General features: G+C 73.1%; 17 protein-coding genes. 8 read left to right on the top strand and 9 right to left on the bottom strand.

Features of this window, described 5'->3' with window-relative positions:
- The first annotated feature begins 31 nt into the window (after positions 1–31).
- The 3 genes from ACH4PY_RS33910 (at position 32) to ACH4PY_RS33920 (ending at position 3,339) form a co-directional block, all read left to right on the top strand.
- Positions 32–1,291 (top strand): GNAT family N-acetyltransferase, encoded by a 1,260-nt coding sequence (locus tag ACH4PY_RS33910; protein WP_398192044.1) that lies wholly within the window; start codon positions 32–34, stop codon positions 1,289–1,291.
- A gap of 77 nt (positions 1,292–1,368) precedes the next feature.
- Entirely contained in the window at positions 1,369–2,223 is an 855-nt protein-coding gene (locus tag ACH4PY_RS33915) for a dihydrodipicolinate synthase family protein (protein WP_398192046.1), read from the top strand.
- A 93-nt stretch (positions 2,224–2,316) separates the two neighbouring features.
- The gene (locus ACH4PY_RS33920; protein WP_398192048.1) at positions 2,317–3,339 is read left to right on the top strand and encodes an aspartate-semialdehyde dehydrogenase; all 1,023 of its coding nucleotides are present in this window, start codon (positions 2,317–2,319) and stop codon (positions 3,337–3,339) included.
- A gap of 407 nt (positions 3,340–3,746) precedes the next feature.
- Here ACH4PY_RS33920 and ACH4PY_RS33925 read toward each other — a convergent pair whose 3' ends face one another.
- From ACH4PY_RS33925 to ACH4PY_RS33935, 3 genes are all read right to left on the bottom strand, one after another.
- The gene (locus ACH4PY_RS33925; protein WP_398192049.1) at positions 3,747–5,009 is read right to left on the bottom strand and encodes a M14 family zinc carboxypeptidase; all 1,263 of its coding nucleotides are present in this window, start codon (positions 5,007–5,009) and stop codon (positions 3,747–3,749) included.
- Between the two features lie 248 nt (positions 5,010–5,257).
- A complete protein-coding gene (locus ACH4PY_RS33930) occupies positions 5,258–6,547 on the bottom strand; it encodes a M14 family zinc carboxypeptidase (protein WP_398192051.1) in 1,290 nt (429 codons plus the stop codon).
- 251 nt (positions 6,548–6,798) lie between these two features.
- Entirely contained in the window at positions 6,799–7,512 is a 714-nt protein-coding gene (locus ACH4PY_RS33935) for an MBL fold metallo-hydrolase (RefSeq protein WP_398192053.1), read from the bottom strand.
- Positions 7,513–7,642: 130 nt separating this feature from the next.
- Here ACH4PY_RS33935 and ACH4PY_RS33940 point away from each other — a divergent pair, with 130 nt between their 5' ends.
- A complete protein-coding gene (locus ACH4PY_RS33940; protein ID WP_398192055.1) occupies positions 7,643–8,200 on the top strand; it encodes a TetR/AcrR family transcriptional regulator in 558 nt (185 codons plus the stop codon).
- On the opposite strand, the gene ACH4PY_RS33945 is transcribed toward ACH4PY_RS33940, so the two are convergent.
- Together ACH4PY_RS33945 and ACH4PY_RS33950 are read right to left on the bottom strand one after the other, a co-directional pair.
- Positions 8,190–8,906, bottom strand: coding sequence for a flavin reductase family protein (locus ACH4PY_RS33945; protein WP_398192057.1), 717 nt, complete (start codon positions 8,904–8,906; stop codon positions 8,190–8,192). The two genes, ACH4PY_RS33940 and ACH4PY_RS33945, sit on opposite strands and share 11 nt — an antisense overlap.
- A gap of 421 nt (positions 8,907–9,327) precedes the next feature.
- Complete coding sequence (locus ACH4PY_RS33950; protein ID WP_398192058.1) at positions 9,328–10,122, bottom strand: SDR family oxidoreductase; 795 nt, start codon at positions 10,120–10,122, stop codon at positions 9,328–9,330.
- Between the two features lie 78 nt (positions 10,123–10,200).
- Here ACH4PY_RS33950 and ACH4PY_RS33955 point away from each other — a divergent pair, with 78 nt between their 5' ends.
- Entirely contained in the window at positions 10,201–11,097 is an 897-nt protein-coding gene (locus ACH4PY_RS33955) for a sigma-70 family RNA polymerase sigma factor (protein ID WP_398192060.1), read from the top strand.
- A 193-nt stretch (positions 11,098–11,290) separates the two neighbouring features.
- On the opposite strand, the gene ACH4PY_RS33960 is transcribed toward ACH4PY_RS33955, so the two are convergent.
- Entirely contained in the window at positions 11,291–12,274 is a 984-nt protein-coding gene (locus ACH4PY_RS33960; RefSeq protein WP_398192062.1) for a DUF5937 family protein, read from the bottom strand.
- Positions 12,275–12,504: 230 nt separating this feature from the next.
- Between ACH4PY_RS33960 and ACH4PY_RS33965 the strand changes: the two genes are divergently transcribed.
- Positions 12,505–13,032, top strand: coding sequence for a tetratricopeptide repeat protein (locus ACH4PY_RS33965; RefSeq protein WP_398192064.1), 528 nt, complete (start codon positions 12,505–12,507; stop codon positions 13,030–13,032).
- Positions 13,033–13,078: 46 nt separating this feature from the next.
- Here the strand turns inward: ACH4PY_RS33965 and ACH4PY_RS33970 are convergent, their stop codons facing one another.
- From ACH4PY_RS33970 to ACH4PY_RS33980, 3 genes are all read right to left on the bottom strand, one after another.
- Positions 13,079–16,384 (bottom strand): glycosyl hydrolase family 95 catalytic domain-containing protein, encoded by a 3,306-nt coding sequence (locus ACH4PY_RS33970; protein ID WP_398192066.1) that lies wholly within the window; start codon positions 16,382–16,384, stop codon positions 13,079–13,081.
- 14 nt (positions 16,385–16,398) lie between these two features.
- Positions 16,399–18,936, bottom strand: coding sequence for a discoidin domain-containing protein (locus ACH4PY_RS33975; RefSeq protein ID WP_398192069.1), 2,538 nt, complete (start codon positions 18,934–18,936; stop codon positions 16,399–16,401).
- 207 nt (positions 18,937–19,143) lie between these two features.
- The gene (locus ACH4PY_RS33980) at positions 19,144–20,385 is read right to left on the bottom strand and encodes an ROK family protein (RefSeq protein WP_398192071.1); all 1,242 of its coding nucleotides are present in this window, start codon (positions 20,383–20,385) and stop codon (positions 19,144–19,146) included.
- 62 nt (positions 20,386–20,447) lie between these two features.
- Between ACH4PY_RS33980 and ACH4PY_RS33985 the strand changes: the two genes are divergently transcribed.
- Together ACH4PY_RS33985 and ACH4PY_RS33990 are read left to right on the top strand one after the other, a co-directional pair.
- Positions 20,448–21,347, top strand: coding sequence for a LacI family DNA-binding transcriptional regulator (locus ACH4PY_RS33985; protein ID WP_398192073.1), 900 nt, complete (start codon positions 20,448–20,450; stop codon positions 21,345–21,347).
- A 174-nt stretch (positions 21,348–21,521) separates the two neighbouring features.
- On the top strand, positions 21,522–22,841 hold the full coding sequence (locus ACH4PY_RS33990; protein WP_398192075.1) for an ABC transporter substrate-binding protein: 1,320 nt from the start codon (positions 21,522–21,524) through the stop codon (positions 22,839–22,841).
- Positions 22,842–22,920: the final 79 nt, after the last annotated feature.

Genomic DNA, 22,920 nt, shown 5'->3' on the forward strand with positions numbered 1-22,920 from the left:
GCGCCCTGCACGGAGTGCATACCGTGCACCGATGGGGACAGAGATTCGTACGTTGGGCGACGACGACGTCGCAGAGTGGCTGAACGCACTGAACACCGGGTTCCACCGGGCGGTGGAGGTCACCCCGGAAGAGGTGCCGCTGCGCCGCGCGACGCTGGAGCTCGACCGTACGCGCGGCGCCTTCGAGGGCGGCAGATGCGTCGCGACCTTCCGCAGCATGCCGCGTGAGCTGACCGTGCCGGGCGGCGGCACCGTCAGCGCCGACGCGGTCACCAACGTGTCGGTCACACCGACGCACCGGCGGCGCGGGCTGGCCAGCGCGATGATGGCCGCCGACCTCGCCGCGGCGAAGGACCGCGGGGACGCGGTGGCGATCCTGGTCGCCGCGGAGTACCCGATCTACGGCCGCTTCGGCTTCGGGCCCGCGACCTGGGTCACGGACTTCGAGGTGGAGATCCACCGGGCGGGGCTGGACCGGCGCTACGCCGGGCCGGACCCGGCGCAGGGCACGGTCGAGCTGGTGGACGGCGCCGGGGTGCGGGCCGTCGGGCCCGCCCTGCACGAGCGGGTGCGGCGCGCGACGCCGGGCGCGATCAGCCGCAGCAAGGCCTGGTGGGACCAGAACACGGGCGCGGTGGTCTATCCGTCGAGCGGCTACAGCGCCCCCTTCTTCGCCGCCTACCGCGACACCGCGACGGGCGAGGTGGACGGCCTGGTGGCGTACCGCGTCAATGACCCGCACTGGCCGAACAAGCTGCCGCACGCGGACGTGACGGTGGTGAGCCTGACCGCCGCGACGCCCGCGGCGGAGGCGGCCCTGTGGCGGCACGTGCTGTCCCTGGACTGGCTCAGGAAGCTCACCACGGACCACCGCCCGCCGGACGACGTGCTGCCGCTGCTGCTGGGCGACCCGCGCGCCGCGAGCGTCGAGACGTACGCGGACTTCATGTGGCTGCGCGTGCTGGACGTGCCCGTGGCCCTGAGCGCCCGCGAATACGCCCCGCTCGCCGCGGACCTGGTGCTGGAGGTGCGCGACCCGGCGGGCCTGGCGGGCGGCACCTTCCGGCTGGAGACCGCGCCGGACGCGGCGGCGCGCTGCACGCCCGCGCCGGGTGCCGCGCCCGATCTGAGCCTGGACGTCGCCGACCTCGGGCGGCTCTACCTCGGCGACGAGTCCGCGCTGCGGCTGGTCACGCTGGGCCTGCTGGCCGAGCACCGTCCGGGCGCGGCCGCCACGGCGGACGTGCTCTTCCGCACCGCACGCCGCCCGTGGTGCCCCGAGGTGTTCTGACATCTCACATCTGCTTAACGGTGTACCCGAGAACATTTCACTGGACCTACCACGTTGTTCCGGGTGAGACTCGGGGCATGACCGCAGCCCCGCCCGTGTACGTCCCCCTCGTGACCCCCTTCACCGCCTCCGGCGCCGTCGCCCTCGACGCGCTGGAGGCGCTGGCCCGCGGGCTGCTCGCGGACGGGGCGGCCGGTCTCCTCGCGCTCGGCACCACGGGGGAGCCGGAGAGCCTGGAGCCGGACGAGCGCGTCGCCGTCGCCGAGCTGGTCGGACGGGTCTGCCGCGAGGCGGGCGCGTACTTCGCCCTCGGCGTCGGCGGCGGGCGCGACCTCGGGCCGTGGCCGGTCGAGCCGGACGCGCTGCTCGCGACCGTCCCGGCGTTCGTCCGGCCCGGCGAGGCGGGCGTGGTCGCGCACTTCACCGCGCTCGCCGCGCGCAGCCCGCTGCCGCTGCTCGTCTACCACGTGCCCTACCGCACCGGGCAGCCGCTCACCGCCCGCGCACTGCGCGCCCTCGCCGCGATCCCCGGCGTCACCGGAGTGAAGTACGCGGCCGGCGGCATCGACGCCGACACCGTCGACCTGCTGGGCGACCGCCCCGCGGGCTTCGACGTCCTCGCCGGGGACGACGTCTTCGCGCCCGCGCTGCTCGCCCTCGGCGCGACCGGCGTGATCGCCGCCTCGGCCCACCTGGACACCGCCGCCTGGGTGCGCCTGGCCGCCACCGGCGACCGCGCCCTCGGCCACCGGCTCGCCGCCCGCGCCGCCGCGCTCTTCCGCGAGCCCAACCCCACCGTCATCAAGGCCGCCCTGCACGCGGAGGGCCGTATCCCGACCGCGGACGTACGGCTGCCGCTGCTGCCCGCGAGCGCCGCGTCGCTGGCCGCGCTGCCGCCCGCGGTACGTACCTCCGGACGTCTCGGCACCTGAAACCATTCGCCGCCCGCCACCGCCTGCGGTGATACTCGAACGGCGGGCACCCCCACAGACCACGACAGCCCCCGAGAGCGGAGAGTAGCGGCCATGAGGATCGGAATCGTCGGAGCGACCGGACAGGTCGGCGGAGTCGTACGCCAGGTGCTGGCCGAGCGGAAGTTCCCGGTGGACGAGCTGCGGCTGTTCGCGTCCGCGCGCTCCGCGGGCCGCACCCTGCCCTGGAACGGCACCGAGGTCACCGTCGAGGACGCCGGCACCGCCGACTTCTCCGGCCTCGACATCGTCATCTTCTCCGCGGGCGGCGCCACCAGCCGCGCCATCGCCGAGAAGGTCGCCGCGCAGGGCGCCGTCGTCATCGACAACTCCTCCGCCTGGCGCCGCGACCCCGAGGTCCCGCTCGTCGTCTCCGAGGTCAACCCGCACGCCCTCGCCGACCGCCCCAAGGGCATCATCGCCAACCCCAACTGCACGACGATGGCCGCGATGCCCGTGCTCAAGGCGCTGCACGCCGAGGCCGGGCTCGTCTCGCTGGTCGCCACGACCTACCAGGCCGTCTCCGGCTCCGGGCTCTCCGGCGTCGCCGAGCTGCACGGGCAGGCCCGCGCGGTCGTCGAGTCCGCGGACAAGCTCACGTTCGACGGCTCCGCCGTCGCCTTCCCCGAGCCCGCGGTGTACGCCCGCCCCATCGCCTTCAACGTCCTCCCGCTCGCCGGGAACCTCGTCGACGACGGCAGCTTCGAGACCGACGAGGAGCAGAAGCTGCGGAACGAGTCCCGCAAGATCCTGGAGATCCCCGAGCTCAAGGTCTCCGGCACGTGCGTGCGGGTGCCCGTCTTCTCCGGGCACTCGCTCCAGCTGAACGCCCGCTTCGAGCGGCCGCTCGGTGTGGAGCGCGCGTACGAGGTGCTCGCGGGCGCGCCCGGCGTGGAGATCTCGGAGATCCCCACGCCGCTGCAGGCCGCGGGCGGTGACGTGTCGTACGTCGGCCGGATCCGCGTCGACGAGACGGTCGAGAACGGGCTCGCGCTCTTCGTGTCGGGGGACAACCTCCGCAAGGGCGCTGCGCTGAACGCGGTGCAGCTCGCGGAGTTGGTTGCGGCGGCGCTCTGAGGGGTCGCTCCGGGGTGCCTTGTTGCGGTTCGCCGCGCGACCTTCTGCCGGTGGGGGTTGCTCGCGCCGTTCCTCGCGCCCCTTTCGCGGCGCGCCGCGGGGTGGGGCGGGGGCCGCCACGGGGCACCTCCTCGGAATGCGCGTTCGGCCTCTTGCCGTGTTGGTGAGCCACCGACAGCGCATTCCTGCGGGGGCACCCCGCACCGTCCCCCTCCCGGCGTTTCGTCGGCGGCTGCCTGCCGGTGGGGTGGATGTGTGAGGGACTGCGGTTCGCCCCCGACGGCGGCGCACCCCCACAGGAAGGCGTGCACACGCCCACTAATCTGCACGGGTGACTGGGGGTGGGAAACACCCCGCGCCGCCAGGCGCGGGAACCCCCCCCACCGGCGGGGAGCCGGAAAGCGGGCTCAGTCGAGGAGGAGGCGGGCCGTGGCCAGGACGGATTCGGACTGGGTGTCGACCTGGGTCGGGACCGGGAGCCACCGGGTGGCGTGGGCCGTGGCGAGGTCGGCGGACCAGGTGGTGAGGAGCCGGTCCGCCTCCTCCGCGAGGGCGCCCCGCGCGGGGGTGAGGCGGCGGAGGGTGCCCGCGGCGCGCAGGGGCATGCGGCGTGCGGCGATGTCGAGCGCGGCGACGTGCGCGCGGGTCAGGGGGACGGGCGGCGCGGCCTCCAGCGCCTCCCATTCGTCGGCGACCCGCGGGGCCATGGTGACGAGGCTTTCGGTGATGCGCAGGAGCTGGGGGTCGTCCGCGGTGGCGCGGGCGCGGTCGAGGAGTGCGGCGGTCGTGCGGTTCTGGGCGCGCAGCCGTGCGGCGGCGGCGGTGAGGGCCCGTCCGGGGTCGGGGTGCGGGGTGGAGTCGGCGATGCCCGCGCTCGCCCACATGGGCACTTCGAAGAGTGCGGTCATGCCGCCGTACGCGTGCGGCCGTATCCATGTGGAGCCGGCGACGTCCTCGGGCAGGCTGTCGAACTGGCTGCGTTCGCCGGGGCCGGGCATCGCGTAGACGCCGGGTCCTGACACCCGCCAGTACAGCGCGTCGTACGTGCCGGTCTGGACGGGGACGTCGCGTTCCGCGCAGATCTTGCCGAGTGCTTCGGACAAGCCGGGCAGTTCGCGGGTGACCTGTGCCCAGGCGCCGCCGATGTCGTTGCCGTGCAGGGAGCACTGGAGGGCGGGCCGCAGGTCGTCGATGAGGGCGAGGAGGGCCTCGGACTCGGGGAGCGGGTCGTGGGCGGGGCGGATGGACGGCGCCCATTCGGGCTGCTCGTCGGCGGGCGGCCGGTAGGCGTACCGGAAGTGGTCGGCGGGGGTGCGGCGGACGGCGGGGCCGTCCTCGGTACGCAGGGCGCCGTCCGGGTCGAGGCAGAGGACGAAGTGCCAGGCGGCTCCGGCTCCGGCGTGCAACTGCGGGTCGCGGGCGACGCGTTCGGCGATCCGCAGGGCGCTCGCGCCGCCGATCCGTTCGTCGGCGTGGGCCCCGGCGACGACGAGGATGTTGCGGACCCGGGGCCGGTCGTGCCCGACGGTGAGGACGTAGAGGGGCCGTCCGTCGCGGGAGCGGCCCGCGACGCGCAGCGTGCACAGTCCGGGCCGGAAGCGGACGAACGCGGAGGCCGCCGCAACGACCCCCGCGACGCCCGGATACGCGTCGACCGTGGGATGGCTCACGTTCCGTTGGAGTTGCTGGCGCCGGTGGTTTCCTTCTTGTTCAGCCGTCGTACGACGAGGCGTTTCGTCATGGTGGCTCCCCCTTTTCTCGTGCTCACTGGCACTAGCGCACGGGAGTCGAGCACTCACCCCGGGTGACTCCCGCGTCCTGTCAGATTCCGGCGGACCCGAGGGGCTGTCAAGGCGCCCGGCAGCAACGGTTTGCGGCTCTTGTCCGGGGCCGGGTTCCGGTTCGTCCGGCGCGGGTGTCACAGCAGCCGGTCCACCGTGGCCAGGACGGTGCGGGCCTGGAGTTCGACCTGTTCGTAGACCGGGACCCAGCGCGCGTCCGTGCCCATGACCAGCTCGCGGGCGCCCGCGTCCAGGCGGCGTTCGAGCCGGGCGCGCAGCCGGCCGGGTTCGGCGACCGGGTCGGGGTCGGTGAGCGGCTGCGCGTCGAGCAGCCGCAGCAGCATTCCGGCGGCGCGCAGCGGCAGGCGGCGGGCGGCGAGGTCGAGGGCGGCGAGGTGCGCCACGGTGAGCGGTACGGGGGTGTCGGCGGCGAGCGCGTCGTAGTCCGCGGCGAGCGCCGCGAAGGCGCCGACGGCCTGTTCGACGCCGCGCAGCAGCAGTGCGGCGCAGCCGTCCGGTGCGTCGGGGGCGGCCGCGTCGCCGAGCAGCGGCAGCGCGCGGTCCAGGCTGCCGGTGAGCGCGGTGCCGTCCTTGCGCAGCCGGTCGGCGAGCGCGTGCAGGGCGGTCGCGGGCTCGGGGTGCGGCGCCGGGTCGGCGACGAGCCGGGTGGCCCACATCGGCACCTCGACGGCGGCGGTGAGCCCGCCGTGCCGGTGCGGGCGCGACCAGGTGGAGCCGTCGAGCCGCTCTCGCCCGGGGCCGTCCGGGAGCTGGTTGACGCCGGGGCCGGCGCAGTCCCAGAAGAGCGCGTCGTAGCTGCCGGTCTGCACGGGCACGTCCAGCTCGGCCGCGTACTTCCCGAACGGCTCGGCCAGGCCCGGCACTTCCCCGGTCAGCTGCACCCGGGCGCCGCCCACGTCCGTGCCGTGCAGGGTGCACTGCACGAAGGGCCGCAGTTCGTCGATGAGGTCCAGGAGCGCGTGGGTCTCGGGGAGTTCGTCGCCGGGGGCGCGGAAGGTGCTCGCCCATTCCGGCTGGTCGCGGGCGGCGGGGCGGTAGGTGTGCCGGAAGTGGACGGCGGGCGGGCGGCGCCCGGCCGGTCCGGTCTGGTTGAGCACGGTGCCGTCCGGGTCGAGGCACAGCAGCAGGTCCCAGGTCAGGTCGGCGTCGGCGAGGCGTTCCCGGTCGGCGACGGCCTGCTCGGCGAGCCACAGCGCGGTGCCGCCGCCGGCCTGTTCGTCCGCGTGCGGCCCGGCCACGACGAGCGCGTGCCGCCGCCCGTGCCCCACCGACAGCAGCCACAGCGGGCGGCCGGTCCGCGACTCCCCGGCCAGCCGCATCCGGACCAGGTCGGGGTGCCGTGCGCTGAGCAGTCGCGCCGCCGCCGCGACTCCTGAGACGGTCGGATACGCGTCTGGCCCGCGCATGACGGCTCCTCCTCGGCTGTGCGGCTCCGCGGCGGCCCGCCCGCCCGCGGTGCGGCTCCGCGCGGCCTTCCCCCGAGCACCGCCCGAACCCCCCTGGCGCGCGCCGGATGTGATGCTGCGCCGGCTCATGCGCCCCGGGGCACGCCCTGCTCAGACTCTGCGGCCACCCGCCACGTGTCAAGGCCGCCCCCTGCCGCGCGGCACGCTCCGGGAAGCCGCTGCGGGCGCCCCCGCGTCCGGGGGCGTTCGCCTCAGTGGCCCGCCGAGCGGACCTGGCGCACCGCTTCCTGCGTGCCGCCGTTCCAGGGGGTGCCGTGACCCGGGAGGACCCAGGTGGCGTCCAGGGCGGCGAGGCGGTCGAGGGAGGTGAGGGCCTGGTCGGGCTCGTCGGTGAAGGGGGCCGGCTGGGGGCCGTGCTGTCCGGTGAGGACGTGGCGGGTCGTCAGGCCGTCGCCGACGAAGACCGCGTCGGCGAGGGGCACGTGGACGGCGATGCTGCCGGGCGAGTGGCCGGGCATGCCGACGATCCGGGGGGAGCCGGGCAGGTCCAGCACGTCGCCGTCGGCGACCTCCGTGACCTCGGTCAGGTACGTCGTGCGCAGGCTGCCCTTGCGGGCCGCGTACCAGAGGAAGCCCGCGGTGGCGCCGACCTTGGCGTGCCCCCATTCCGGCTTGGTCTTGACCTCGCCGCGGGCGCGGGCGGCGTCGGCGGCGTGCACGTACACCGGGACGCCGTGGTCGCGGCGCAGGCGCTCGGCGAAGCCGATGTGGTCGGTGTCGCCGTGGGTGAGGACGAGGCCGCGGATGTCGTCGGGGGTGCGGCCGAGGGTGGCCAGTTCGGCGGTCAGCTCCCCCCAGTGGCCGGCCAGCCCGGCGTCGACGACCGTGACGCCCTCGTCGGTGACGACCAGATAGACGGCCACGATGTCGTTGCCGATGCGGTGCAGGTGCTGACCGAGCTTCATGTGCGTCTCCTCGTGAGCCGTTCTTGATGGCTACGATACATAGCCATCATGGCTACTGTCCATAGCTATGATGGAGAGCACACGACGGGCGGGCCGCACGGGCGCGGCCCCGCCGGAAGGAGCAGCACGCATGCCGACACCCGAACGCACCTCGCTCGACGCCATCGTCGCGGCGGCCCGCGACATCCTGGAGACGCAGGGCCTCGACCGGCTCACCATGCAGGCCGTCGCCGAGCGGGTCGGCGTCCGCGCGCCCTCCCTCTACAAGCGCGTCCGCAACCGCGACGCCCTCGTCCGGCTCGTCACCGAGGCCACGCTCGCCGACCTGGAACGCACACTCCAGGCCGTGCTGCCCGCCGCCGACCCCCGCGAGACCCTCGCCGCGCTGCTGCGCGCCTTCCGGGCGTTCGCCCACGCCCGCCCCGCCGCCTACCGGCTGGTCTTCGCCGACACCCCGGCGCCCGCCCGCCCCGACGTCGCCCTGCTGGCCCGCGCCGCCGCCCCCGTCCTCCAGGTCACCGAGGTCCTGGCGGGCCCCGAGTACTCCCTGGAGGCGGCCCGTACCGTCACCGCGTGGGCGCACGGCTTCATCAGCATGGAGCTGGCCGACGCCTTCAACCTCGGCGGCGACGTCGACCGCTCCTTCTCCTACGGCATGTCCCGGCTGGCCGCCGCACTCACCCCCTGAGCGCGTCGGCCGCACCCGCCAGGCGGGAGCGCTCGATGTCGGGGCCGCGGTACATCCGCTCCGGGATGCGCGCGAGCGTGGACTCGCGCAGCCGCGGCCCCAGCCCGTACAGCTGCTGGAAGCTCATGATCAGCGGGCGCCAGCGGTCGGGGTCGATGTGGTCGTCGGTGCCGGGGACACGGATCGCGTCGTGCACCAGCACCCGCTGGATCCGCACCTCGAAGACGAGGATGCCGCCGCGCTGCTCCGGGTCGTCCTCGGCGAGCGGGTGCACGGCCTCCACCACGGCCTCCATCGCGACCGGGCACTCCGCGGCCCGCGGCGGCGCGACCGTCTCCGAGGGCACCGGGGTCAGCCCCGCGCGCCCGAACTTGTCGCCCTCGTGGCGGTATCCGCGCAGCGCCTTGCCCTCCGGTACGGGATTCCGCCCGGTGGTCAGCGCCAGCCGGTCCACCGCGTCGGCGAGCGTGTCGTCCGGCAGGTTCAGTACGCACTCCCGCTCCCGTAGCAGGTTCATCGACGTGTGGGACCGCGCCCCGAGCCCCAGCATCCCCCGCCAGCCCAGCCAGAAGGCCGACGACATCGGCGCGAGGTTCGCCGTCCCGTCCTCGTTGCGGGTGGAGAGCAGCACGACCGGCGTGCCGCAGTAGAGGATGCCGGGCTCGATCCGCCCGTGCAGGTCAGTGCGTGTGTCATCAGTGCTCATGCCCTCCACCCTGCCGTCGCGGAAGCCCGCTTTCCGGCGGCTTTCGGACACCGCGATGGGACCGGGCGGCGCGCCCGACGGGGGAGTGGGAACGCGCCGCCCGGCCGTCCGGGGGAAGCTGGGCGCCTGGGGCGACCGGCCGTGGTCCGACAGTAGGACCATGCGTACGGCATATGCCAGCGACACGGGAAAGGATCACCCGGCGGGGTGGTGCTGGGTCACTCCCGGCGCGGACAGGGGGCGCCCGGTGACGCCGTGCGCGCCCCCTCGGACGGTCGGCCCAGGGCGCCGGCGGCGCGTTTCGCGGTCGCGGCCGGGCCGCGTCACGGGGTACGGAGCCGTGGCCGCGCCCTGGCGGCTGCGGGCGCTCCGGCCGGCCCTGTTCCCCGTGGACGCGGCCCGAGGGCCGGACCGCGCGGCCTCAGCGCACCAGTTCGGCCAGGAAGTCCTCCCACGTGCGGGTGCCGAGGTCGGCGCCCTCCAGGGTGAGGTTGACGCCGTCGCGGTAGGCGCGGCCCGCCTTGCCCGGCATCGGCGCCGGAAGGACCAGCCGGCGCTTGCCCGTCGCCCTGAGGTAGTCGCGCAGCAGGTCGTTCAGCGGGTGCACGGCCGGACCCGCGAGGTCGGGGGCGCGGCCCGCGGGCTCGCCCAGCGCGAGGGCCGCGACACGCTCGGCGCAGTCGCGTACGTCCACGGTCTGCGCGCGCATGATGCCCGGCAGCGGGATGACCGGCGACTTCGCCAGCGTCTTGAACATGTTCGTCGCGAAGTCGTGGAACTGCGCGGCCCGCAGGATCGTGTACGGCAGCCCCGAGGCGATGACCGCCTCCTCCGCCGCGATCTTGCTGCGGAAGTAGCCGAACGGGACCTGGTCCGCGCCGATGACCGACATGTACAGGAAGTGCCGCACCCCGCCCGCCGCGACCGCGGCCTTCAGCAGGTGACCGGTCGTCACCTCGTCGCCCTTCGGGTTGCCCGCGAGGTGCACGACGGTCTCCACACCCTCCAGGGCCCCGGCCGTCCCCGGGTCGCCGTCCTGCGACAGGTCGCCGGTCACGTACACGACGCCGTCGTCGTCCGACGCGTGCGCCGACCGGCTCAGGACGCGCACGGTACGCCCCGCCTCACGCAGCAGCGGCAGTACGTGCCGCCCCAGGTTGCCGGTCCCGCCGGTCAGCAGGATCGGGGCCGCGGGGGTCTTCTCGGTGTTCGACATGTGGACGTCACTCCTCTTCGGTGGGCCGCCGTGCGGCAGGTTACCGTGATGACCCGCGGCAGAAGGGGAATGTGACCGATGGACCAAAGCGCCCTGTCGGCCGAGCAGTTCGAGGCGGAGCGGCCCCGGCTGCGGAGCGTCGCCTACCGCATGCTCGGCTCCGCCGCGGAAGCCGACGACGCCGTGCAGGAGGCGTGGCTGCGGCTGAGCCGTGCGGGCGCGGACGGCATCGACAGTCTGCCCGCGTGGCTGACCACCGTCGTCGGCCGGATCTGCCTCAACGTACTGCGCTCGCGCGCCACCCACCGCGAGGACCCGCTCGACGACGCGCTGCTGCGGGAGCCCGCGGCGGCCGGTGACGAGGCGCGCGACCCCGAGGAGGAGGCGGTCCTCGCCGACTCCGTCGGCCTGGCCATGATGGTCGTGCTCGACACGCTCACGCCGCCGGAGCGGGTCGCGTTCGTGCTGCACGACATGTTCGCCGTGCCCTTCGACGAGATCGGCGCGCTCACGGAGCGGACACCGGCCGCGGCCCGGCAGCTCGCGAGCCGCGCCCGGCGCCGGGTCCGCGGCGCGTCCACGCCGCCGCCCGCGACCGGCGGGCAGCAGCGGCTCGTCGAGGCGTTCCGCGCCGCCTCCCGTGGCGGCGACCTGCAAGGCCTCCTCGCGGTCCTCGACCCCGACGTCGTCCTGCACGCCGACCGTGCCGCGGGCCCCACGCCCGAGCCGGTCCACATCCGGGGCCGCGAGCGCGTCGCCCACGGCGCCTCCGCGGCCGCCGCGCGCGTCGCCTTCACGGAGATCGCCCTCGTCGACGGCCGCCCCGGCCTCGTCATGGCCCCCGCGGGGCGGCTGCGCCTGGTGCTCGCCTTCTCCTTCACGGAGGAGGACGCGACGGGCCCGGCCCGCATCACATCCATCGACGTGATCGCCGACCCCACCCGCCTCCACGAGGTGACGATCACGCTCCTGTGAGCCCACCCCTCCCCGCGGAGGGCCTGCGGCCCGCCCCCACCGGCCGGTGGTCCGGATCGGACCGAACTGCTCCCCCGGGTCGGTTGACTACCCGCGCCCCGGTGGGGGCTGGGGGCACCTCCCAGGCGAAGCTCTGGGGGAGCGCAGTTCCCCGCGCCCCTGAAAACGAGGGCCCCGCGCGGCGGCGCGACGCTCATCCCTGGGCGAGGGTGTCGCCCAGGGGGGTGCGGCGGTAGTGGACCTCGTGGTGGTGGCGGGTGGAGGTGACGAGCCCGGTCGCGCGGAGGACGGCGAGGTGCTCGGAAACCGTCGCGGCAGCGACCCCGTGGTGGTGGGCGAGCCACGCCGTGGAGGCGGGTTCGGTGAGGGCGGTCAGGAGGCGCGCGCGGGTGCGCCCGATGAGGCGGCCGAGCGCGGCGGCCGCGTCCGCCGAGGTGCCCGGCGGCTGCCACAGCGTGCCGATGCCGCGCGCGGGGTAGATGAGGGTGGGCTGCCAGGGCGGGTCCAGGACGATCACGACCTGGTCCCATTTGAAGGCGCTGGGCACGAGGACGAGGCCTTCGCCCACGAGGTCGCGGTGGTCGGACCCGCCGTGTTCGCGGGTGAGCACACCGTCGTGCCAGCGCACGGACGGGTGAAGTTCGGCGAAGAGCCGGTCCAGGCCTCCGGCGGCGAGCCGTCCGCTCTGGTAGGCGATGTCCGCCTGGAGCAGCGCCCGGGTCCGGGCCCAGTACGGCTCGACGAGGGCCTGCCACGCCGCCCGGACGGTGTCCGCGAGCATGCGGACGACGTCGGCGGGCTCGCCTCCGAGCAGCAGTCGGCCGGTGGCGGTGCGGGCGGCGCCCGGGGTGTCGGCGAGGGAGCGGGCGATCTCGGTGCGGGCCTGCTCGGGCGGGGTCGCGGCGATACGGGCGAGGTCGGCGGCGAAGGAGTCGACGCCGGCGTCGGGTGGTGGGGAGAGGAAGTCGGGGGTGTAGCCGCGGCGCGGCTGGAGGAGGGTGAGGGGGCGCAGGTCGAGTCCGGCGAGGCGGGGTGCGGTCTCGGCGAGCCAGCGTGCGTGGTGCCCGGGGGGCTGCGGCCCGGTCGCGACGCGTACGGCGGCGAGCGTCTCGAAGGCGGGGGAGTAGGCGAAGCGGCACCGCAGCAGGTCGTCGGGTCCGAAGCGGAGGGTGGTCACGGCGGGCACCTCCTCGGGTGTGCGGTGGGCCCGGGTCGGGCGGGGACCCCGGAGGGCCCCGCGCGGCGGCGGCAGGGAACCGGCGCGCGGACGGGGACGGCGCTCCTACCGTACAAGAAGTGATTCGGCGAGGGCCGAATGAGTGGTGGGCCGTGCGGGCGGGCTCGCAGGATGGCGGCGCCGGGCCCGGTGAGGGGCGGCGGACACCGTGAACTGGAGTGTGAGCAGCGATGAACGACTACCCGGGCAGCCCCGCCCCCGCGCCTGCCGAGGAGTGGGAGCGGCGGGACGTCGCGTTGTGGGCGGAGATCGACGGCTACCCGTCGGCGGAGGACTTCCGGGCGGCGGTGGACGCGCTCGTCGCCGAGCTGCCGGACGGCGATCCCACGGGGCTCTTCGAGCGGGCCGCGGCCTGGGACTCCACCGGGCACTCCGACAAGGCGGTCCCGCTCTACCGTGCCGCGCTCGCGGGCGGTGTGCCCGGGGAGCGCCGCCGCCGGGCGGTGATCCAGATGGCCAGCTCGCTGCGGAACCTCGGCCGCGCCGAGGAGAGCGTCGCGCTGCTGACCGAGGAGCGCGAGCGCACCAGCGACCACCTGGACGACGCTGTCGTGTGCGTTCTCGCCCTCTCCCTCACGGAGGTGGGGCGGGCCCGGGAGGCGGTCTCGCTCACGGTCGGCGCGCTCGCGCCCCATCTGCCGCGCTACCAGCGCTCGATGGGCGTCTACGCACGGCTGCTGGTGGAGGACGAGGGCTGACGGGGAGCTGCGGGGCCCTCCGCGCACGCGCGGAGGGCCCCGTCGTTCAGCCGAACACCTGCATCTCGTAGAGCGAGTAGCCCCACTGCCCAGACAACTGGCTGCCCTGCATGCGGACGTAGCGTGCCTGCCCGCTGACGGGGATCTTCTCCGTTCCGCCGCCCGAGGTGGGCTGGCTGTAGAGGGTGTGCCAGGTCGTGCCGTCCGTGGAGCCCTGGATCGTGTAGGACTTGGCGTAGGACGCCTCCCACGACAGATCCACCTCGGACAGGTTCTGCGTGCTGCCGAGGTCCACCTGGATCCAGCTGTTGGGGTCCTGGTTGGCGCTCCACCGTGTGGCCTGGTCGCCGTCGAAGGCCTTCGCCGCGGACTGGTCGGCGCTGGACTGCGACGACGCCGAAGCGGGCTTGTTCAGCGCCAGATTGGCCCTGGGCGCGGCCATCGTGAGGTTGACGGTGACCTGCTTGCCCGCCTGGAGCGGCAGCACCCGGGCGATGGTCCCGAGCGGCGAGTTCTGCACGGTCGTGCCGGTCGCCGTGATCGAGGTGATGCCCGCGCGCTGGATGAGCGTGAGGTTCTGGTCGATCTTCGAGGTGAGCGTGACCTTCGCGGTGTGCGCGGCGGTGTCCCACGTCAGGTTGTCGATCGTGAACTGGCTCTTGCCGAGCATCCCGGAGATGGAGCCCTTGTCGAGGCCCTTGGGCAGGGCGGGCAGCAGTTCCAGGGTGCCGGGGCTGGTGGCGGCCAGCATCTCCATCATCACCGTGGGCACGGAGTTGACGACGTCCGTGGCGAAGGTGTTGTGGCCGTTGTAGTGGGAGGTGGCCATGCTGCTGTAGTAGTAGTCGTCCTTGGCGAAGCGCAGCAGCTTGGCGCCGACGGAGTCGGCCTGGTCGAGGTCGGCGGCGATGAGCGCGCCGTGCAGCAGTCCGTGCCCGGCGTTCTCGTAAGCGCCCTGGTCCTTCTTCGCCAGGAAGACCTGTGCGGCCTTGAACTGGGCGGGGTTGGACTCCGGGGTGATCTCGCGGTAGGGCCACACCGGCATGAGGCCGCTGCTGTGCCGGTGCTGGTAGTTGTTCTTGTTCTCCAGGTCGGGCCATGCCCATTCGGCGAGCGCGCCGTCGTTGTTGATCAGGTACGGCGGCAGGTGGTCGAGCTTCTCCTGCCACACCGGGATCTTGTCGGCGTCGCGGCCGAGGGTCTTCGCGGTCTGGATGAGCGTGCTGAGCGCGAACTTGGCGCCGGAGATGTCGTAGACGGAGTTGACGGCGAGCGGTGTCCCGCCGGGCGGGGTGTTCTCGGGCGAGATGGACCCGGCGAAGATGTACTTGCCGTTCGCGTCCTTCTTGACGAGGAAGTCCTCGTAGAAGTCGCCCATGTCGCGGATCAGCGGGTAGTACTTGTCGGCGAGGAAGGTCTTGTCGCCGGTGACCTCGTAGTACTCCCAGAAGGGTTCCAGCAGCCAGGACTCCCCGCCGGTCACGTACTGGTAGGGGTAGTCGTAGTTGATGTTGGAGATCAGGCCTTCCCCGTTGGGGGTGTTGCCGCCGGTGAGCATGCCGCGGGTGCCGAGCAGCTTCTTGGCGTTGGTCTCGAAGTCCTTCTGCCACTGCTGGTTGAGCCAGAAGTAACCGGCCATCGCCTCGGGCATGTTGCCGATGTTGCCGCTGGAGATCTGCAGGTTGAGGTTGGCGTCGAGGTGGTAGTAGCCGTCCCAGCCGACGTTGCTGTCGCCCGTCCAGTTGCCGAGCAGGTCGGGGGCCTCGGTGGGGCCGCTGGAGCCGAGCAGGTGGTAGCGCCCGGCGTAGAACATCCGCTCGTAGAGGGCGGGGATCGGCGTCGCGGACGACTTCTGCTCGGCGAGCAGCTGCTCGGTGGACTTGGCGCGGTCGGCGGGGGTGGCGCCGAAGTCGATCGAGACGCGGCCGAAGACCGAACTGTGCGCGCCGGTGTGGCGGTTGAGGAGTGTCGGGTAGTCGGTGCTCAGCCCGGCCAGCTTCTGCTGGAGCAGGTTCCGGTTCCACTCCTGCTCGGCCGGGACCCCGCCGTTGTAGGTGCCGTTGTAGCGCTGGGTGAGCGACAGCAGCAGCACATAGCTGGCGTTGGCGACCGTCACCTGGCCGTTGCTGATGCTGCGGGTGCCGTCGCTGACGATGCGGGTGACGCCCTCGTAGCCCGCGTTGTAGCTGCCGCTGGGGTACTTGGCGCGGATGTCGAGGTAGTCGGTGGTGGAGTTGTCGGTGAAGGTGACGCCCTTGTCGAGCAGGTGCATGCCCGGGTCGACGGACAGCCCCAGCGTCATCGTCTCCTTCTGGCCGGGCGGGGCCGCCTGGTACTGGACGGTGGCGCCGTCGGTGCGGGAGACGAACGAGTCCCGCTCCCACGCGCCCTTGCTGTCGCTCCAGTTGACCTTGACCACGCCCGCGCTGTAGTCGGTGGAGCGGACGTAGTTGCTGATCGCCCCGGCGTCGGGCATCTGGATGGTCATCTTGTAGCCGGGGTGTTTGCTGCCCTCGCCGCCGCCCTGGTAGCCCTGCACGTTCGCGGCGAGCGTGTTGGCCTGCTGGTACTGCCCGGCGATCAGCTCGTTGCGGATCGTGTCGATGTCGCCCTGGCTGACGGTGTTGAAGGTGCGGTGCGGGTGGGCCTCCGTCCGCGCCATGAAGAAGTCCTTGTCGTCGAAGACGACGGTGTCGTTGCGCGGGTTGCCGAAGACGATGACCCCCTGCTTGCCGTTGCCGGCGAGCAGCCCGTCCTGCCAGTCGTCGTAACTGGCCGGGTAGGTCGTGGAGGGCGCGACGGTCGGCGAGCCCACGGCGCCGGAGCCGCCGGTGGTGGCGGTGCCGTAGACGGCGAACTCCCACAGCGAGTAGCCGTACGAGGTGGCCGGGGTGACGCCCTGCATCCGGACGTAGCGGGCGCTTCTGTTGACGGCCGCGGTCTCGGTGCCGCCGTGGCCGCTCGTGGTGGAGTAGGCGTCCGTCCAGTGCACGGAGTCGTCCGAGACCTGGACCCTGTACGCGCTCGCGTAGGCCGCCTCCCAGTTGAGGGTCACGGACGTGACGGCGTAACTGCCCGCCAGGTCCACGTAGATCCAGGCGTTCGGGTCGTTGCTGTGGTCGCTGGACCAGCGGGTGGCGGTGCTGCCGTCGATGGCGTTCGCGGCGGTGTAGGCGCCGTCCTGGTAGGAGGCGACGGCCCGGGTGCCCGGGTTGCGGGAGAGGTTGACGGGGGAGTCGGCGTGCGAGACGGACGCCTGGAGGGCGAGCGCCAGCAGCAGGAAAAAGAAGGTCACGGCGACGCCGAGCAGCCTTCTCCCGCCGGGCGTCCGGTGGGCGGGTGGGGGATTCATGGGGGGCTCGCTCCTCAGCTGCCGGAGGTGACGCGCAGGGACGAGATGAGGTCGTTGTTGCCGGTCGCGGTGAGGTCGGGGGTGTCGGCGGTGAAGGTCCACGCGGTGCCGGAGAAGCCCGCGTCCGCGTAGCCGGTCACGGTGCTGCCCGCGGGGACGCGGATCGAGGAGATGCTGTCGTTGCCGATGCCCCTGGCCTGGAGGGCGGCGAGGTCGTAGCTGCCGGGGGCGAGGACGGCGGACGGGCCGCCGTAGTTGGCGTCCCCGTAGACGGTGGCGCCGCCCGCGGCTCCCGTGACGGGGGTGCCGTAGACCGCGAACTCGTAGAGGGAGTAGCCGTACTGGGTCGCCGGGGTGACGCCTTGCATGCGGACGTAGCGGGCGTTGCGGTTGACGGTGGCGGTCTCGGTGCCGCCCTGGCCGGTGGTGGTGGAGTACGCGTCCGTCCAGTGGCTCCCGTCGTCCGAGACCTGGATCTTGTACGCCTTCCCGTACGCCGCCTCCCAGTCCAGCCGCGCGGTCGTGACCGCGTACTCCGCGCCGAGATCGACCTGCAGCCAGGCGTTGGGGTCGTTGCTGTGGTCGCTGGACCAGCGCGAGGCGCTGTTGCCGTCGATGGCGTTGGCGGCCAGGTAGGTGCCGTCCTGGTAGGAGGCGGTGGCCTTGGCGTTCGCGCCGAGCGAGAGGTTCACCGGGGTCCCGGCCGGCGGTGCGGGCGGGGTCGGGACGGTCTGCCCGGCGGGCGGCCACAGGGTGAAGGTGTTGCTGCCGCCGTGCGCGGCGGCGAAGGGCCCGGCCATGGTGTTGGTGGAGGCGACGGGCTTGCCGAAGAAGTCGGTCGTCACGTCGGCGGCGATCTGCTGGTTGGCGAGCGGGATGGTGCCCACCCGGGCCCGGGTGACCGGGGTGTTGCCCTGGATGCCGGACGCGTCGAGGTCGAAGCTCAGCGACATGCCGGTGTTGGTGGCCGTGTAGTGGACGTTGCTGAGCGTCCCGGTCGAATTGCCCTCCTTCACCTGGGTCTTGTCGGCGGCGTTGTCCGGGAGGGCCGAGCCCTGGACGAGGTTGTTGAGCCAGAAGAACTTCTCCGGCGAGGTGAGCGCGGTCGTCTCGTTCATCGTGCCGGGCTGGAAGTAGTACGCGTCGCGGCCGCTTCCGTCGTTGTGGATGGTGCCGTTGTCGAGGAAGAGGTTGTTCGCGAAGACGACGCCGGTCGCGTCGAGGGTGCGGATGTCGCTGTTGCCGATGAAGACGTTGTTGTCGACGAGGACGGGGCCGAACACCGCCTCGGCGTAGTAGCCCCAGGGGCTGTTCATCACGACATTGCCGGTGATGCGGACGTTCTGGTTGCCCCAGTCGGTCCAGATGCCCGCGGAGTTGCTGCCCTTGGAGTTCTTGACGTAATTCCCCTTGATCAGGCCCTCGTTCATGTAATGGACCTTGATCGGGGCCGTCTCCGCGCCGCTGAACTCGTTGCGGTAGTCGGTGTCCTCGATCATGTTGTAGAGGATCTGCGAATGCCACGAGAAGACGCCCGCGATACCCGACTGCCCGCATTTGGCGATGTAGTTGTTGCGCACGATGTGCGAGCCGTAGGCGCTGGTGTTGTGGAAGTCGGTGCGCGGGGTGCCCGGCCGGTTTCCGGCCCAGGTGTCGTTGCTCAGGCCGATGTCGATGCCGATGGTGCGGGCGTTGATCACGATGTTGTTCTCGATGATCCACTTCAGCCCGCCGTAGACGCTGATCGCGCCCGCCTGGCGGCGGTCGGGGCTGTCGGGGAAGTCCGAGTAGGTGTTGGCGGCGTGCTTGATCGTGAAGCCGTTCACCGTGATGTAGCCGAGGCCCCACACGTCCGGGGCGAAGACCTGCCGCCGGACGTTGATCTCGGCCAGGCGCGCGTTGGGGTCGGCGCCGCTGAAGTTGGCCCAGACGGTGGTGCTGGACGAGCCGACCTCGGAGTACCAGGTGCCGGGCGCGCTCTGCACGTTCGCGAGCGAGGGCTTCTCGTAGTACGCGGTCTCGTCGAGGTAGACGTCACCGGCGGTGTAGCCCGCGAAGGTGCCCCCGCCGCCGCCGTTGGGCTGGCCCTGGGCGTACGGGTTCCAGTCGCCGAAGTAGCTGTTGGGCAGCGTCACGCTCCACACGTCACCGCTGCCGTGCGTCCAGGAGTTGATCTCCTCGGAGCCCTTGACGGTGACCTCGCCGTCGCCCGCGTCGGTGTACGTGATGCGGTGCTGCTCGTCGGTGCCGCCGCGGGCGGGCTTGACCGTCTCGCGGTAGAGCCCGGCGTGCACCACGACGGTGTCGCCGGGCTGGGCGACCTGCGCGGCGTGGTTGATCGTCAGATACGGCGACGTCTGCGTGCCCGCGTTGCCGTCGTTGCCGTTCTTGGCGACGTGGATGACGCGCGGGGCGTCGGCGGCGTGCGCGGGGCTCGCGGCGGGCAGCGCGAGCACGGCGAGGGCGGCTGCCCCGAGCGTCGCGCATATCCGGGTGAGGGTCCTGACCAGGCCCCCGGCCTGGTGTTTCCTGCGGGTGCGTCCCGTTCTCACAGGAACTCCTGACTTAGTTTCTTAATTAATCTATTGAAGTCACGGCCGTCGTCCGGCGGCAACGTCTGGCGGTCGTGCACCGTACCGGCGCCCCGAAGGCGCGGCAATACATCGGACGAAAGTGCCCGCTGTTGGGGGGCTGCGGGGATACGGCCGCGGTCTGCGCGGGGGGTACGGCCGTGATCCGCGCGGGGATACGGCCGCGGTCTACGCCTGGCCGCGCGCGGCCAGTTGCGGCCCGTGGCCCGGCGCCACCGAACCCTGGAGCACCAGCGCGGCCCCGCCGATCGCGGCGGCGTCCCGCGGGTTGCTCGACAGATGGACCCCCACCCCGTGCACGTCCCGGGTGTACGCCCGCTCCGCCAGCCGCTGCCGGATCGCGCTCACGTAGATCGACCCGGCGACCGCGAAACCGGGCCCGGCCAGCACCAGGGTGTCCAGGTCCCAGAGGTTGGCGAGCGCCACCGCGCCCTCGGCGAGCAGCGCCGCCGACTCGTCGACGAGTGCGCGGGCCGGCTCGTCCCCGTAGATCGCCGCCCGCGCCAGGACGTCGAAGGCGCGCGCGTCCGGGTCGCCGGCCCGGATCCGCAGCCGCTCCGCCAGCTCCGGCACCGCGCGGGCCCGTGCGACGACCGCCCGCGGTGCCGCGTACAGCTCCAGGCAGCCGCGGTTGCCGCACGGGCAGGGTTCGCCGTCCCGCTGGACGGCCACATGTCCGATCTTTCCCGCGTTGGAGCTGGCCCCGCGGTGCAGCGAGCCGTCCAGTACGACACCGGAGCCGATGCCGGAGTTCATGTAGAGGCAGCCGAAGGTGCGCTCCCGGGAGACCTGCCGCCCCCAGAACTCGCCGACCGTCGCGGCCGCCGCGTCGCTGTCGACCAGCACCGGCACGCCCAGCTCGCCCGCCAGCGCGCCCGCGAGGTCCAGCCCCGCCCACTGCGGCAGGCCGGGCGGTGCGAGGAAGCCGCCGCGCGCCACGTCCACCGGCCCCGGTCCGACGACCGCGAGCCCGGCCACGCTCTGCGGCTCCAGCCCGAGCCCCTCGGTGACGTCCCGGTAGAGCCCGGCGAGCCGCCCGGCCGCGTCGCCGCCCTCCCCCTCCGGCGCCGCGCCCGGTCCCGCGACGAGCTGGCGCCCGACCGTCCCGCCCCGCGTGTCGGTGACGACGCAGGTCAGCGCGTCAGCCCCGACGTGGATGCCGACGCCGTACGCGGCCCGGGAGTTGATGACCAGCATCGCGCGCGGCTTGCCGCGGGTCGCGACCGTGTCGCCGGTCTCGCGCACCACACCGTCGTCGATGAGCCGCCGCACGATGTTGGAGATGGTCGGCTGGGTGAGGCCGGTGGCGTTCACCAGCTCCACCCTGCTGATCGGGCCGGACGACCTGATGAGGTCGACGATGAGCGCGCGGCTGCCGGGACCCGCGGCCGCCGACTCCCGTCGGGCCACCCTCGACCACCTCTCGCCTCGCCGTACGCTGTCGCACGACTACGTTACCGGCGAGGTTATCCGTGCCGGAGGGGCCGACCGACCAGGAGGACGCCATGGCCGCCGACGCGGAGCGCACGGAAGAGCCCCGGGGGCCGCGGCGCGGGGTGCCGGTGGGCCTGGCGCTCGTGCGGGACGCCGAGGTGCTGGGCGCCGAGCCGTTCTTCCACGAGTTCATCGCCGGGATCGAGCGCGTGCTCGTCCCGCTCGGGGTGCCGGTGCTGCTCCAGGTCGTCGCCACCGTGCAGCAGGCCGCCGACCGGATGCGGGCGTGGGCGCGGCTGGGCCAGGTGCAGGGCGTGGTCCTCATCGACCTGCTGCCCGGCGACGAGCGGGTGGAGCTGGTGCGCGAGCTGGGCCTGCCGTGCGTCGTGATCGGCGACCCGGTCACCGCGGGCGGGCTGCCCGCGGTGTGGACGCAGGACGACGTGGCGATGCGGGGCGTGGTCGCCGAACTGGTCGGGGCGGGGCACACCCACCTCGGGCACGTCGCCGGGCCCGCGCCCATGGCGCACACGATCATCCGCCGCCGTACCTTCGAGGCCGCGGCCGCCGAGCACGGGGTGCGCACCACCGCCTTCGAGGGCGACTACTCGCAGGGCGCGGGGGTGCGGGCGCTGGCGGCCGTGGCCGCGCTGGAGGACCGGCCGACCGCGGTGGTCTTCGACAACGACGTGATGGCGCTCGGCGCGCTGCACGAGGCCGCCCGCCTCGGCCTCGCCGTCCCCGCGGACCTGTCCCTGGTGGCGTGGGACGACTCCGCGCTGTGCCAGCTCGCCGCCCCGCCGCTGAGCGCGGTCAGCCATGACGTGCAGGAGCTGGGGGAGCTGGTCGGGGCGACGCTCGCGGGCGCGCTGGCGGGGGAGCCCGCGACGACGGTACGGGCCGCGCCCGCGCGCCTGGTGGTCCGCGGCCGCCTCTGAGGCTCCCTTACGCGGCGGCACGCAGCGTTCCCTGTGTTCACCTGCGGGTATCCGGCTCTTTAATAGATTACTAATCTTTCTTATTGACACCGCCCCCGGCCTCCGCGACTCTGTGGGTCAGCCCGGCCGCCGCAGGCCGCGCACGCTCGTACGTTCCCAGCAAAGGAAAGCTCTATGGACCACCGCACCAGGCCCCGGGCCGCCGTGCGCGTCGTGGCCGCGTCCGTCGTCAGCGCCCTCGCCCTCGCCCTGAGCGCGTGCGGCACGAGCGGCGACCAGGCGGGCGGCGACACCGGCAAAAGCAACTCGATCGACGTCGTCACCCGCTGGACGGCGGGCAACTCCGCGGCCGCCGCGCAGTCCCGGGTCTTCCAGGACTTCACCGAGAAGACCGGCGTCAAGATCAACGCCACCGACGGCCTGGAGACCATCGACGACCAGGTGGAGAACGCGGTCGCCGCAGGCAAGTCGCCGGACGTCGTGATCGTCAACCTCTACGACAAGACGCTCGGCTGGCTCGACGCGGGCGTCACCGTCCCCGTCGACGACTACGTCACCCAGTGGGGCCTGGCCGACAAGCTCAAGCCCGCCGCGCTCGACGAGTGGCGGGTCGGCGGCAAGCCCGGCGGCAAGCTCCAGGGCCTGCCGTTCTCCGGCTTCAGCTGGCCGGTCTGGTACAACACCGACCTGCTGAAGAAGGCGGGCGTCGACAAGATCCCGGCGACCACCGACGAGCTGATCGACGCGGCGAAGAAGCTGCGCGCCAAGGGCATCCAGCCGCTCACCGTCGGCGGCAACGACTGGACCGGGCAGAAGCTCTTCTACCAGCTCGCCGAGTCCTACACGGACGCCGCGACCATGGAGAAGGTCATGCAGAGCGGCGGCTACTGCGCCACGCCGTCCGTCATGAAGGGCATCCAGCTCTTCACGCAGCTGCGCGACGCGGGCGTCTTCGCCGACCACGCCGCGGGCCTGAACGCCGACGCGATGTACGCCTCCTTCTACTCCGGCAAGTCCGCGATGATGTCGGCCGGTTCCTGGGCGTACACCGAGGCCAAGGGCTCCAAGACCGGTATCGAGACGCACACCACGCTGGCCGGCCTGCCGATACCCGCCGGTTCCGTCCACCGGCAGCCGACCGCCCTCCAGGGCTTCACCGGCGTCGGCTTCATGATCACCAAGCGCGGCGCGTCCAAGGACCGCATCGACAACGTCAAGAAGTTCATCACCTCCTTCTACGCGGACGCCACGGTCGGCGACTTCGTCAAGGACGCGAGCATCCTGCCGCCCACCACCGGCGACTTCTCCTCCTACGCCACCGACCCGCTGCTGTCGCAGTCGCTCAAGCTCGACGGCTCGGTCGACTACGCGGTGGTGCCCGACGTGTGGATCGGCGCCGCGTCCGACCCGATCATCCAGGTCCTGACCGGGGCGTACGGCAAGTCCTCCGCCGACAAGATCTGCAAGGGCCTCGACGACGCCACCAAGAGCTGAGCCCCGCGGGAGGGGCCGCCGCCACGCACCGGACGGCGGCCCCTGCCGCGCGAAGCCCGCTCCCGTGAGACGCCCGCTC

This window comes from Streptomyces sp. NPDC021224, assembly GCF_044332905.1.
Classification (GTDB): Bacteria; Actinomycetota; Actinomycetes; order Streptomycetales; family Streptomycetaceae; genus Actinacidiphila.